General features: G+C 43.6%; 12 protein-coding genes. 2 read left to right on the plus strand and 10 right to left on the minus strand.

The annotated features are described in order from the left end of the window. Positions 1 to 36: 36 nt before the first annotated feature. Positions 37 to 1521, plus strand: coding sequence for a lipopolysaccharide biosynthesis protein (locus OPS28_RS01025; RefSeq protein WP_265607559.1), 1485 nt, complete (start codon positions 37 to 39; stop codon positions 1519 to 1521). Here the strand turns inward: OPS28_RS01025 and OPS28_RS01030 are convergent. The 3 genes from OPS28_RS01030 to OPS28_RS01040 are packed head-to-tail and all read right to left on the minus strand — an operon-like array spanning position 1510 to position 4035. Next, positions 1510 to 2310, minus strand: a complete 801-nt coding sequence (locus tag OPS28_RS01030; RefSeq protein ID WP_265607561.1) for a polysaccharide pyruvyl transferase family protein — start codon at positions 2308 to 2310, stop codon at positions 1510 to 1512. The genes OPS28_RS01025 and OPS28_RS01030 overlap by 12 nt on opposite strands. Positions 2311 to 2356: 46 nt before the next feature. Continuing rightward, a complete protein-coding gene (locus tag OPS28_RS01035; RefSeq protein ID WP_265607563.1) occupies positions 2357 to 3148 on the minus strand; it encodes a Stf0 family sulfotransferase in 792 nt (263 codons plus the stop codon). A gap of 20 nt (positions 3149 to 3168) precedes the next feature. After that, on the minus strand, positions 3169 to 4035 hold the full coding sequence (locus tag OPS28_RS01040) for a glycosyltransferase family 2 protein (protein WP_265607565.1): 867 nt from the start codon (positions 4033 to 4035) through the stop codon (positions 3169 to 3171). 82 nt (positions 4036 to 4117) lie between these two features. Between OPS28_RS01040 and OPS28_RS01045 the strand changes: the two genes are divergently transcribed. After that, positions 4118 to 4891, plus strand: a complete 774-nt coding sequence (locus tag OPS28_RS01045; protein WP_265607568.1) for a sulfotransferase family 2 domain-containing protein — start codon at positions 4118 to 4120, stop codon at positions 4889 to 4891. A 26-nt stretch (positions 4892 to 4917) separates the two neighbouring features. Here OPS28_RS01045 and OPS28_RS01050 read toward each other — a convergent pair whose 3' ends face one another. From OPS28_RS01050 to OPS28_RS01080, 7 genes are all read right to left on the minus strand, one after another. Next, positions 4918 to 5919, minus strand: a complete 1002-nt coding sequence (locus OPS28_RS01050) for a hypothetical protein (protein ID WP_265607569.1) — start codon at positions 5917 to 5919, stop codon at positions 4918 to 4920. After that, positions 5916 to 7046 (minus strand): glycosyltransferase family 4 protein, encoded by a 1131-nt coding sequence (locus OPS28_RS01055; RefSeq protein WP_265607570.1) that lies wholly within the window; start codon positions 7044 to 7046, stop codon positions 5916 to 5918. The genes OPS28_RS01050 and OPS28_RS01055 overlap by 4 nt, the downstream gene beginning before the upstream one ends. Before the next feature lie 81 nt (positions 7047 to 7127). Further along, complete coding sequence (locus OPS28_RS01060; protein ID WP_265607571.1) at positions 7128 to 8450, minus strand: O-antigen ligase family protein; 1323 nt, start codon at positions 8448 to 8450, stop codon at positions 7128 to 7130. Then, the gene (locus tag OPS28_RS01065) at positions 8434 to 9603 is read right to left on the minus strand and encodes a glycosyltransferase (RefSeq protein WP_265607572.1); all 1170 of its coding nucleotides are present in this window, start codon (positions 9601 to 9603) and stop codon (positions 8434 to 8436) included. Before OPS28_RS01065 ends, OPS28_RS01060 begins: the two co-directional genes overlap by 17 nt. A 660-nt stretch (positions 9604 to 10263) precedes the next feature. Further along, complete coding sequence (locus OPS28_RS01070) at positions 10264 to 10983, minus strand: tyrosine-protein phosphatase (RefSeq protein ID WP_265607573.1); 720 nt, start codon at positions 10981 to 10983, stop codon at positions 10264 to 10266. A gap of 9 nt (positions 10984 to 10992) precedes the next feature. After that, complete coding sequence (locus OPS28_RS01075) at positions 10993 to 13215, minus strand: GumC family protein (RefSeq protein WP_265607574.1); 2223 nt, start codon at positions 13213 to 13215, stop codon at positions 10993 to 10995. Between the two features lie 60 nt (positions 13216 to 13275). Beyond that, positions 13276 to 13737: a polysaccharide biosynthesis/export family protein gene (locus OPS28_RS01080; RefSeq protein ID WP_442863959.1), complete on the minus strand. Its 462-nt coding sequence runs from the start codon at positions 13735 to 13737 to the stop codon at positions 13276 to 13278. Positions 13738 to 13765: the final 28 nt, after the last annotated feature.

A 13765-nucleotide genomic window follows, 5' to 3' on the forward strand; every position in this document is an offset into this window, starting at 1 on the left:
CTCGCTTATTGAAGTCTACAAGGAACGTCCGTTTTAATGTCCTTAAAAGCAAAATCTGTCACTGGAGCCTTTTTTAATCTATCGGCCAATGGCTTTGCACAGCTCATAAATTTTGCGGTTTATGCCATTATGGCAAGGTTGCTTGGTGTGGAAGAATTCGGCCTTGTGGCTATTTGTCTAATGGTAGTCGACTTTTGTAATCTGTTTGTTACCGTCGGTATCAGCCAGAACCTTATTCAGCGGGATAAATGGGACGATGACTTTGCCAGCTTATCTTTCTGGATACTAATAGGTGTATCAGCCGCAATAGCCGTTTTAATATTTTTACTCGCGGTCCCTATTGCTTATTACAGTTACTCTGAATTAGCCGCACAACTTATCGCAGCACTGGCTATCATCCCGGTATCTAACGGTTTCCGCTTAGTTCACAAAGCTAAATTAGAGCGGGAATTTGAGAACAAAAAACTGGCGGCCTATGACATGGCCGGTGTCTTGGTAGGTGGTGTTGTTTCAATTGTTACCGCTTTGGTGGGCTTTGGAGCCTGGGCCATTATATTTGGTAAAGTCATACAAAGCGTGGTTTCAACCGCTCTAACTTGTTACAAATCGTCCTTTTCGCCAAGCAAAGTGCACGATAAACGCCACTTGCCGGAAATCATCCGGTTTGCTAAACCGCTTATCGCCATGTCGTTCGTTAATTTTTTCTCCACTCGCACCTCAAATATCATCATTGCTTCCTTTTTAGGGGCTGCGACCTTTGCTTACGCATCTGTCGCTAAACAAGGTTTTTCGGTTATCAACAACTTAACCTTTCAGCCGTTAAATCGCATTGCGCTGGCCAGTCTTGCTCGTGTACAAGAAAATCGACTCCATCTGGCCTTTAAGCGCATTGTCAGCTTGACTGCTTTATTTGTAGTACCGGTTTATTTTGGTATCGGTGCGGTAGCACACCCGTTTATTGACATTGTGTTTGGTGACAAATGGGTGCAAAGTGCTTATCTACTCTCCATACTTGCCCTCATCGCACCGACACAGGTTATGGCATACTATCTACCCAATCTGCTCATTTCCCGCGGATACCCACAACAGGCGTTTACGCTAAATCTCATTAATCTGGTGGTTAATCTGATAGTGCCGCTGATAATGGTTCCATGGGGGCTGGTTGCGGTCATTATTGGTTGGGTTATCGCCAATTATATTACTGTAGTGCTAAAATTCGCGGTGGTAAAAAAGCATATGGGGATCGGTATTATGTCAGGCTTAAAGCCGACGTGGCCATTCTCATTAGTCGGCTTAATAATGTTTGCAAGCGTACTTTCCGTGGAGCGCTTCCGCCTGCTGGGATTAGAGAATGTCTTTATTGAGCTGGCCGCCTTAGTCGCCATCGGTGCAGGGATTTACTCAGGCTTGTTATTGCTGTTTTATAGGAAGCCGACTCTTTCTGCATTAAGCGAACTTAAAGGGGCGCAACTTAAAAGTGCGAAAGTCCCATCCCCTCCCGAAGCCCCTTCACAGCCATAAATCAAATGGAAAGGTAGAATAAAGTTTTTTAGCTATCGGCGTAAAATCGGGAGGTGACATAACGGGCAAGCTTAACCCTTCTGCGATTGTACTCACTTTCGGTACGGTGGTTCTGCCAGTTCCCTGATAGTAATCCTGATACTTAAACATCGACTCACCGCTGTCAGAATCGTAATAAACAGCTGGAATTCCATACGCTTCCGCGATAATAACGCCATGGAGGCTACTCGAGATGACCCGCTCAGCATTAACAATTTGTTCGATAAATGAACCGGGATATTGCATAGGAGAGACAAGATGAGTTTCGTAGCCTTGGTACTTCTTCATATCATCGTTCATATGATTCACCACCACAAAATCGCGTTTAAGTTTGCGGTTGCGCAGCAAAGATTTAGGGTAGAACAAAGGCAATAGAATAGCCGGGTCACCGAAAACTTCAGGTACATTGATCCCCCGCGTCAGCAGGTAATCTCGTGTGAGAGGGCCACGGACAGCACGAACATCCAGATTGTCAAAACGATTGCGGTCGTCTGCCATTTTCTTGTTAAGCCCCGTACCCCACACTGTATCGCCAGTATCGGCAAAGTGCAGCACTGAACCCACCGTCAAAAGTTTATGCTTATTGTCTTTCTTATTTTTGATGAATTGTCCTTTCATCGACAAAATACGCGAAACTAAATCGTATGCGACATAGTCGCCAATATTAGGTCGATGATCTTTAGGCTCCCACCAGAACACACGCGTTTTATTGTGCTTGCGAATGATGTGTTCTGCCCATTGATAAAACATAATTATTCCTTGTAAATAATACGACGCGGCAATTACGCCAGGTAGTTTACGAGAATTTCCGGGAAAGCTTATGAAAAAAACTCTCATTATTCAGGCTAATAAGCTGTGTCCTGCCATCGAATTGTTTTTGAAATTTCTCAATCCATAACTGATTGATGTGTTTACTTTGTTTTTTGGTCACGGGTTTATGGGGTAAGTTGCTGGTGTCTATGTCCACCTGCATAAAATCAGCAATATTACGAATGATGCTTGCCGTATTGTTCTTCACATCAGTAAAGTTCACGTGTAAAAAGTGACTCGCCGATGCATTCAGTGCATATTGCCAGGAGGCATTTTCAAAAATAATTCGGCGTACCCCCTCATCAATTTGTTTCGCATCATAAGTCACATCTTCGTTTTCCACATTTTGTTGTGAAATCCATGCGCCCGTTTGCTTAGCAATAGACAAAGAAACTGCCTGGGCGATTATGTCTTCACGGGTCAACCAAATAAACGATGGGTTAACAAAAAGCTTTTTCAGCCCGTCAAATCCACCCAACTGACGTAAGTGAGAATAGTGTATTTTGATCCCAAAAACACCGTTAGGCGAGGTGCGGTGTTTTTGAATTTGCGCTAACGTATCGTCTAATGCGCGGGTATTAAAAATGCTCTTCCAGCGTTCAAGATTTTTCTCATTGACATATTCCAAAGGGAAACCGAAAGCACCCGTCTGATGTAAAGCATGGCCCAGCATGTGGCTGCCTGACCGTACCGTAGATGCGATGATGAGGGTTTTAGTGACGTTTGTTTCTATCGGGTAGTGAAATTTTTCCTGAAACTGTTCTTCGTAGTAATTCATTCAAATCCTCGGTGTGGTCTTCAGGAAGAAGCCCGCTGACGTATTTTTTTAGTGGTTACCCTTAACAAATGAGAAAGGGTCACTTTGAGCCCGGCCAGATGTACCGACTTAATCACCCACTTTAACTTTTGTTTCTTCAACGGCAGATAAACAAGTAACTGTGCGGCGACTCGTCGACGATAATGTTCGTCCCCCAAAAACTGACGATGTTTGTCGGCAGAACGCAAACGGACTACTGCTTCATCGGGTGTCATCCTGGCCACTTTTGCACCGATGCCATCCATATTCTGAAAGCGATAATAAAAGATGGCTTTGGGAATATTCATCAGCTTATAACCCGCTTGGTGTAACCTCACGTACATGTCCCAATCCTGTCCGTTTGGCAACGCTTCGTCAAAGCGCTCTCTAAGGGCCAATTCGCGCTTCATGCTAAAGCCGCTCATCCCACAATATTGATTACCGGTGCGGAGTACTTGTTCATCGACAATTTCAGTGGGCTGAACATACACCTCATGCTTAGAACCTAAGTTTTGATAACCACTGACTACCGCATCGGCACCCTTTTCATACGCATTAATATGTTCAAGTAAATAATCGGGCATCCAAATATCGTCATCGTCCAAAAATGCAATAATGTCACCTGTTGCTGTGTCGACGCCAAGGTTACGCGCCTTATTCGCGCCTGATGATGAAGGCAGAAATTTATAAACAAATTCAGGTCTGCCTTCGTATTCGCTGATGATATCTTCGTATGGCAAGGAAGATGCATCATTTACAACTATCACCTCTTTAGGTTGTTCAATTTGCGCAAAAACACCATCCAATGCTTCTTTCAATTCAGCCGGACGGTTAAAGGTAGTTATAACAACGCTAACGGTAAAACCCATAGAATCCCTAATTGTTAGCTTAAGATTGCAGTCGACATCGACGCATCATATTGGAAATTATGAAAAAAATGGAGCAAGAATCATGCAAGAATTGTTGAAACGCCAGTCGAAAAATTTTTTGGCTCGATATCCAAGGATTTTCTTTTGCCATGTGCCTAAATGTGCAGGTGTTTCCCTTTCTAAAGCGATTTATAGTTCGACTTATCCCTTGTGGCTTAAAGCTACCCGCTATACTGGTTTCATTGACCTAAAAAGCAGCCAGGTCGCAGCAGATTTACTTAATATTGATATGATGACTGCGCGCGAGACGCAACTTGTTTTTCAACTCAACGATCCGCAAATGCGTTACACCAACGGGCATTGTGTAGCCAATCCGCAGGTGGTCAGTAAATATTGCAATGACTGGCACTTTATCACGATATTACGGGATCCGGCTAAACGCTTTATTTCAGAGTTTGTTTACAACCGATTTAAATCTTCTGAGTGGCAAAAACATAATGATACGCTTGATAGCTACCTTGAGTCTGAAAAAGCAGTATCCTCTGCGCTAACTTATGCCAGATATTTTTCAGGCACAAAAGAGGTGGATGCCATCCTCGCTAATCCCAAACTAGTAGTTGATGCGGCACTTACCAATTTAGGTCAGTTTTCGGTTTGCGGCACCCTGGAAAACATGTCTCAATGGCAGCAAAAATTTAACGAGGTATTTAACACGAAAATTGAGGTTGCCAGTAAAAACGAGAGCCCGAATCAGCAAGCCTACCGCGAAATCACATCGAATAAAGGCGTGATGGAGAAAATCAAAAATTTGTGTGAGATCGATTACGAAATTTTTAATACCATTAACACAAAATAGCTTGGCCCGCTTTACTATGTGCCTTCTTAGGTAAAGCGGGTGTGGGATAGCACAGGCCGCCACGACTCGGCGACCGCTTTTTCATTATAGAGATGATACGCTCTGCTCAATACCTCATTAGATCCTACGTAAGTAACGGCATCTAACTGTGAGGCAAGCTGCTGCCGGTCCACAATTTTCACAAAAGGAAATTCTCGTGCCTTACCTCTGGCAAAGGCAGAATCAAAACAGATAATATTCGCTCCCAGTCCCAGCGCATAATAAAATGTTCCGGAAGAAATCATGGCATTGTCATCATGGGGTAGAATGACAAAACGGCTACAAGCTACTGTATTTTCCAGTTCTTCATCACTTAAAAACGCATTTTCCCAGGTCACTTTCAGGTGGCGCGCGCGAATGAGCTGTCTTAGTTCTGCCGCGTGGTTATGATCGGAGCAATAGCCCGCAATAACCAACGCTTTATCTTCCGGCCAAACTGCCAATAGTGCGTCAAGACGTTTGTAAGGTTTTATTGACCCAAAATATAAGTAGTCTATGGACTTATCGTGTTGCTGAGATGCATGCATGGTAGAAAGTAATTGTGCATCGTCTTTATAGAGTGGATGTTTTACCACCAGTGCTTTAATTTCAGGAGTAGGTTCTAACGTTACTACCTTGTTCGCTATGATTTGAAGCATGCCAGTAACACATTTATATAATATGGATGCTTTAACCACGTTATGCGGTTTGAAGTTATGTCGCACCCACACCACATTATTACTAAATAAACGCATGCCGATTAAAGTGAGAACAAAACTTATTATGAACAAAGGCCGGGTAACGATATTCAGCCCTTTACGGAACGGTTGATCTTCATACCAATTCAATACTACGGCATTGTGGTTTCGGTTAAAGAGGTTACGTAGCGCAAATAGCTTTTTGAACGACTGTGGGTGATAACCCAGTTCGTAAAACGCTTCCTTCGTACGTCTGATAAACGCATTGCTGTGCTCAAAAGGATACAAATACAAACGCTGCTTATGACTCATTCTTTCACCGTTTGTCTTTGAACTTTCTGGCTCGGCAAAGTTTTTTCCATCAGTTGCCTGGTATCAAGTGCGATTTCATCCCAATTAAAACGGGCGAGAAATACGTCTTTGTCTAATTTCAGGTTTTGTCTATCCAAGTGAGATAACTTATCTGCGAGCGCAGCCACGTCACCTACGGGAAAATAACAGTCAGAAGGCAGACCGATATCCGTGTTTGGGTCAATATCGGAAGCCAATACGTCGGTTCCCGCGCTGATTGCTTCTAAAGCAACAATAGGCAAGCCTTCATGATAAGAAGGTAAAACGAAAACTCGGGCGAATTTATACAGCGCCTGAAGCTCATCCCCCTGGCGTCTATCCGCAAAAATCACGTTCGCTGAGCGCTGCGAGATCAAACGCATTGAATACTCATCTTCATGATCAGCATTGCCGACGATAACCAGCTTGTAGCGACTATCGCATTTCCGATACGCATCGATTAAATCATGGAACCCCTTTTCTGGCACGAGTCTTCCGACGGTCAGAATATAGTTTCCCTCTTTTAGTCCCAGCTCTTTGGGGAGCTTGCTTATACCTAACGACGCATCGACACCAGTAAGGGCACCATTGGGAATAAAAAAGATACGCGAAGCATGTTTGCTAAATCGACGTTTTAATTTGTAGGTGAGTGAGCGACCCACCACCAGCGTTTTGTCTGCAAAGCGCACTGCCATTGATTCTCCCAGCTTTAGCATGCCTTTCGCGAAGCTGTTCCATTTTTGACGATCATAGTCTGCACCGTGGTGAGTAACAATGACGGTAAAGCCCAACAGTTTGGCTAAGGGAGTATACAAAGCTGGCCCAATGCCATGAATGTGCAAAATATCAGGCTTAACCACGAAACGCGCATAAAGGATGGCGAGAAAAGTGTGAAGTATTGTTTCTAGAAATTTGTTCTTAATTGCCCATACAGAACGTATTTTCACACCGTGGTACGTACTTTCCCGTTTCGACAAATAGGGCGAACGACCTATTACTGTTATAGCCACGCCTTCGCTAACCATTCTGGGATAAAGTTGCTGGCAATGCGATTCGATTCCGCCCATCACATCCGGAATACCGCGAAGACCGACCGCACACACTTTCATAAAAACTCCACTCGGTATGACCTATGCCTTAAGGGCTTAAATTATTCAAACAATATGTACATCTCTAGCTAATATCACTAGCTAATTCCGGGCCAAGTTTGACGGTTCTCGCGAATTTTTCGCTTGGACTTTCGTGACGTTCCTGACCGGTGAAATGATTACACCAATTAGTAATGCATAAAGTAGTAGCCCTTCAATATTCCAAAGAGGCATTGTGGCTAGGTTCATGATTAAAAAGCCAATCAGCGAGGAAAAGAGTAGCCAGGCATATCTACGATCATTTGTTTTAAAAGTTTGCAGAAGAAAGCTTCCCACAGCGATTAGGAAAGTCACTACTCCTACAATTCCGTATTCGTATAAGTAAGACACGTACGTGTTGTGTGCGTACTTTTTGAAAACCCCATTCCAGGATTCCGGCCCCATACCAAATATCTGATTGATCGGATCAGCTAAAAAATAAGCGTGGATATACAAACTCCAGATATAGACTCTGGCGGAGAAAATATCTTTTTCCGCTTCTGAATAATACTCAGGCGCTTTTAATAGATCGTGCCAGCTACTTAAGAAAATGAAAATATCACCGAATCGATCTTGCATAGTGTAAGACAATGTCAAAAAACCTAAAGCGATACTAAATAGCGACAATACGTAGAATACTGGCTTATGCTTTACCGCCACCTTTGTTTCAAAAAGTGTGAATGCAAACATCGCAGCCATAGGCAATATAGCCAGAATAGAGGTGCGGTAGTTAGCCAATATCACCAGTACACAGCCCACAACAAAGAATAGTGCACGATAACGAAAAGCTTTGGGTGAGGTAAGCCCCACGACCAGGGTAAAGCTGGCGATAATCATCGAAAAAGCGGCTTCGTGATTGTAACCACCGATATAACTGGCAGATCCATCAGCTTCTGTGGCTTTCACTTCACCAAGTAATACCGACATAATTTGTAATGACACCGGCAAGAAAAACGCCACGAGTACGTTACGGAGCGCGATATCCTTACCGGTCCTGCGAATCGCCATGAAAAGCGCGCCAGCAATAGCCAGGAACACGCCCCATTTAACCAAAACGTTAATCAGACCCATTACGCGCATGTTGAGCAACCCACTGATTACGATGCTCGCTAAAAATACATAGAGCCAGAATAGGGAACGAAGTGCTATTATTTTTCTGGGAAGTAAAAGTAAACCAGCGAAGGCAATACCGATAGAGGCTAATGCATTCATGGAAAAACCCGCAAAAACAGGTTCATATGTTACGTTATGAAAAGCAGACAGCGTAAAGCGTAGCCATAATGCAACGACGACAAATGCCAGATATTTGTTGCATTGCTTTGAAATCGTTTTGTATACCAGAAACGCGCTGATAAGCGCAAAAACCACTTTAACCAGCGCGAACATAAGGGCTTGTCTCTTTGGGGTTATGGCCTTCAATAAGATCTATCATCTTACGTTCAAAAATCTCATTACTGAAATCATCTGCGCGGATCCGACTTAACGCACCGAACCGAGCTTGCTGATTTTTGTCGCTTAAAAAATTAATCCCCTGGGTAAAACTGGCTTCATCATTTACCGGACTTAAACAGCCAAATTTTGATGGACTGAAGCCGCTTAAATCTAATGGGTACTGATCCGCAATAATTTCTGCCGGTCCAGACTCGCAATTGGTCGCCAATATTGCTTTGCTAAGGCACATAGCCTCTACAATTGCATTGGGAAAGCCTTCAGCGTTAGAAGTTGATACAAAAAATTGCGCCTGTTTTACGTAAGGATACGGGTTCTTTTTAAACCCTAGAAAATGAACTCGCTTCTCTACACCTAAATCCTTAGCTTGGGTTTTAAGTTTTTCTTCTAATTCACCCTGCCCAAGAATAACCAAATCAAATGGCGTTGATGAACGAGCGAAGGATGTGATTAACATCGAAAAGTTTTTAATTGTAGCGAGTCTCCCGGTGGCAACAATATAAGGATTGGTCGGTAAGTCTGCTACGGGCTCGGCCGCTTTCGTTACTATAGCTTCCATTTCATAGGGATTGTACAAAATCGCGGTCTTGCTCTTTGGCACACCAAAGTTCTTGATTAAATCCGCCTCAACGCCCGCGGAGCAGGCGACAATTCTATCTGCCTTGGGGTAAGTAAATCGAACCAATGCTTTACTGATCATGCTTTTAAGGCCATGGGCAAAATGGCTACTGGTGGCTACGCGTTCAGAGATAAACGCCGCATAACCTATGCGTTTAGAAAGTACGACATTAAGCACGTTAGCGCGGGTTAAAAAGCTAAAACAGAGCGCGGGTTGTATTTTTTTCAAAGTTGACTGTAAAAGCGAAAATCCTTTCAGCAAACTGCCGTTAGAGTTCAATACTACTTTCTCAACATATTCAGGGGCGCCGTATGCTTGCGCAACATCATCCAGCAATACCAAAAACACTTTCGCATGCTGTTCGGTAAAGTATGATTGCATGATGCCAAGAAGTCGACACATAACCCCTTCGGCACCACCGCCTTCCAGCGAATTGATGATGAATACGACGTGCCTGGAAGTGTAAGGCATGAGGACTTTCCCTATCAAACTAGCTACTTCAAGATTGAATACGCCAAGAGTGGCGTGTGTTGACGTGAAGCTGCACTAAAGTGCTATTTCAACAGCTGGCCCCGCAGCGTTATCAATTGTACAACGTTAACTTTTATTCATGTTCTATGCCAACAGAACTGTAACAAAATGGGTCTTCGCGAATAACCGGAGCATATCGATGTCGGAAGATGTTTTGCTATATTATCCTACCTTTCTAATGTGGCCTATTATTGTTGTTAATAGGCGACGAATTTTCAGTCATCAACTTAGTATGGTCATAAGTAAACAAGGTTGAGCGGACCAACGAGATTAACCGATATGGCATTCTTACCGCACAAACAAGACGCCTTGTGGGTTCATTTTTTAAATGAACCTGTTTTGTTTATCTACATGCGCCCCAAGGTTGACGCTATATTTGTATAAGTTTACTCAGCGCACGGGATAGACTGCACCACTTTATTGTTGAAGTATTTAGCGACCTAATTTTTATCTTTTGAATTATATGCACTATGCCTTTGGGTCATGCACCCTTCGGCAGGTATGCTTTGCTGGCTGCTATGTTGATTGAGTCCCTCCCGGCAATAGCATTCTACGGGTTAACGTTCATCTTGGTCCGATCCCGATTGGAACGCTTTAATATCAGCTGTATAAAACAATTTTGGCGGGTGTATCGTTAAACAATCGCTGGGCAATATCCTCACCAATATGCTGACTGACAAGATGTCTCGCTTCTCCCATTTCGTTCGGGCGGCGTTTGGTGTCATGCGTATCGGAAGCCACCAGATCAATTTGATTATTATCTAACATGACAAAAGCCAAATCTTCCACCCTGGTTCCGAAGGTACCCGTAAACGCTCCGGCGGTTACTTGCAACAAGCATCCCAAATTGCGCAACCATTGCACTTTTTCGGGTGATTTTAATATATCGCGGTTCCGTTCAGGATGGGGGATTAATGGTTGGATATCTTCGTTAAGCAGCCATCGAACTAATTGATCTAACCCACTGGGTATGTGGCTGTGGGGCATTTCCAATAATAAAACGTCGCGATCTTTCCATTTACCCATAAACGGTAATTTTTTTTCCTTAGCCCAAATCGGGACCATTTCGTTTACCCTGACTTCTCCCGCATACGAAAGAGTAAGTTCAATACCAGCAGCATTAACTTCCTGTTGCAACTGTTTAAACCCGGATTGGATAATTTCTGTGGTGTTGTCGAAATGTCCCCAGTGGATGTGAGGAGTACAAACTAGATGGTTTACCCCGGCCTGGAGTGTCTGGCGCGCCATCGCGAGTGACGTTTCGATGTTTCTTGCACCATCGTCAATTCCGGGAATGATGTGGCTGTGAACATCTATCACATCCCCTCCCTAAGACTGTCCGTTGTTGTATCCGTATTGATCATAAAATCCACCGTAGCGTTCAGATACATCTGACTTTCGCAAATCCACTTGATTAAGCACGACACCATCTACCCGATGCCCAACTTGCAGAAAACGACCTAATCCGTTGATTATCATCTTTTCACTGGTGCTATCGGCTCGCACCACATAAATAACTGAGTCGCATGCTTTGGACACCACCATAGCATCACTTACCGCTTGTGTTGGCGCGGTATCCACTACTACATATTTATAGTGCTTTTTAAGATAGTTGATCAAGGCGCGGAAGCCATCACCGGCTAGCAGCTCCTGCGGATTAGAAGGGATAGTGCCCGCACATATCAAATCTAGCCCAGATGGTTCATCATGTACCAGACATTCTTTGAACGAATGTGTTTTCATAATCAAATTAGATAATCCAGGTTGATAGTTAGGCACGCCAAATCGTTTGCCTATAGCTGGACGGCGTAAGTCAGCATCTATCAAAATAGCTCTATCAAGCTGCCCTAAGGCAAAAGAGAGATTTACGGAAACCGTCGTTTTGCCCTCCTTGGGTACGCTAGAGGTCACCAATATAGCTTGATTTTGTTTTTCAATATTCATCAGGGATAGACTAGTACGTAACGTTCTGACCGCCTCAGAAAACTGATGGAATTTGTTATCGAAGTATGCACGTAACGGTATGTCCTGCTTGCGTCGACGACTGAGAAGCGGAATAAGCCCAAGCATGCGTTGTCCTAGCTTTTTCTCCACATCTTCCACCGAACGCACACCGCTATTGAGTGCCTCAATTATAAACGCTAAAAGAATCCCAAAACCAAAGCTAATAATAAATGCAGAACTTATCATAAGTTTTTTGTTTGGTTTGGTAGGGTTGGTCGGTGGCACAGCGGGGTCAAGAATACGCGCATTAACCGATTTAAAACCACTTAGTTCGCTGGTTTCTTTTAAGCGTTGAAACATGGAATCATAAAGTTGTTGATTGATATCTACGTCCCGTTGTAAAGCACGACGCCGATTTTCTAAATTTGACAAGCGACGGTACTCAGCCTTAGCTTTAGCCACCTCTTCCTGAAGGTTAGCTACTCTGTCTTGAGAAGCCTGATATTGAGTGGTAATACTAGAAATCAAATCGTGTATTTGCCTTTGCAACGTATCGCGTACCGATTTCAATTCCGCATTGGCAGCCTCCATTTTCGGGTGTTTGGGACCATACACATTATTTAGTTCGGACACCCTTCGCAATGCCTCGGCTTCCTGCTTGCGGACATTTTGAATATTAGCGTGATTTAATACCTCAGGCAGCCTTGCAAGAGCATTATAGTCGGTTCCGTTGCGTTGCGTCTGGTTGTAAATTGTTCGGTTCTTTTTGAGCGTATCCTGTGCACTTATTAACTGACTGCTTAACTCTTCCAATTCCGTAGCTGCCAGTCCCACCACGCCATTTGACAAATTAACCAACTGATTTTTTTCGTAAAAATCTGCCAGTTTTTTCTCAGCAAAGCTTAGCTTGTCGCGTAACCCTTCCATACTTTCATTGAGAAATGATGTGGCTTTGGCTGTCATATCTACTTTAGCCTGAAGATAATTTTCGACGTATACATCACCCATCGTGTTGGCGATTTGTGCGGCTAATCCTGGTGATGAACTTACCGCCCTAATTTCAATCACTTGCGTATTTTCTACTAACGATAAAGAAACTGACTTCATAAGCTTATTTACCGCAGCTTTCTTACGTTTTAGCGCGCGTTCATCATCAGAGAGTTGTGGCTTTTCACGCTGAGAAATAAAGGGAACGTTTTTCTTAACCCATTCTTTTACTTTGTCCACCACGACAAACTTGTCTTTCGTTATAGGCAAAAAATGTGGGTTATTTGCCAGGTCTAATTCTTCAACTGCCCGCTCCGCTACCTGGCGTGATTGGAGAATTTCATATTGCGTCTGCATATACTCTTTACGCGTGGTATCAGTGCGGTAGACTTCTTCAATAGAAGTGACATTAGCCTGTTGTGATTCAATCAAAAGCGACGCCGTGGCGGTGTATTGTGGCGTCATTCTCATTACTATTAAGCCGATCAGAACAGTAAACAAAATTGCCAGCAAAATGATACGCCCAGCATAGCGTTTAAACACTTGCCAATAATGCGCAAAATCGATGGTCTCATCATCAAGGATGGTACCTTGAATCTGATCCCTCATTTTTATTGACATAGCTAGTACATCCTCGTTATTGGGCGAATATATTCGCGGATTCTTTGATTTCGAGTGGGGCTAGAAAAAGCGTTGTTGCACGGTAATGACATCGCCGGGCTGAATAAGCTCACTCACACTTACTTCAAGCGTGATCTGCTGACCATTTTGATGGCGCACAATCTGGATATCTGAACGGGATGCCCGTTCGGTATAGCCACCCGCCAGAGCAGCAGCTTTATTTACGGATAACCCGGGTTGGTATGGATAACCGCCAGGCTGCTTGACTTCCCCGTCAATAAAAAAAGGGCGATATTCAATTATCGTAACTGCCACGGAAGGGTTAATCAGATAGTCTCCTTTTAGCCCTTGGTAAATCAACTTTTCTACTTCAGAAAGTGTGAGCCCCACCAGTTCAAGCTCACCTAAAAATGGATAATTGATTTTCCCAATATCGGGCAGACGCGTTTCTAACGATAAATCTTGCTGCCCAAAAACACTTATTGAGATTTTATCTCCCACACCAAGTCGGTATTGACTCATGTTTAAATTGCCTTGCTGAGCGCAAGCC

Source organism: Alteromonas sp. ASW11-130, from assembly GCF_026183735.1.
Classification (GTDB): domain Bacteria; phylum Pseudomonadota; class Gammaproteobacteria; order Enterobacterales; family Alteromonadaceae; genus Alteromonas.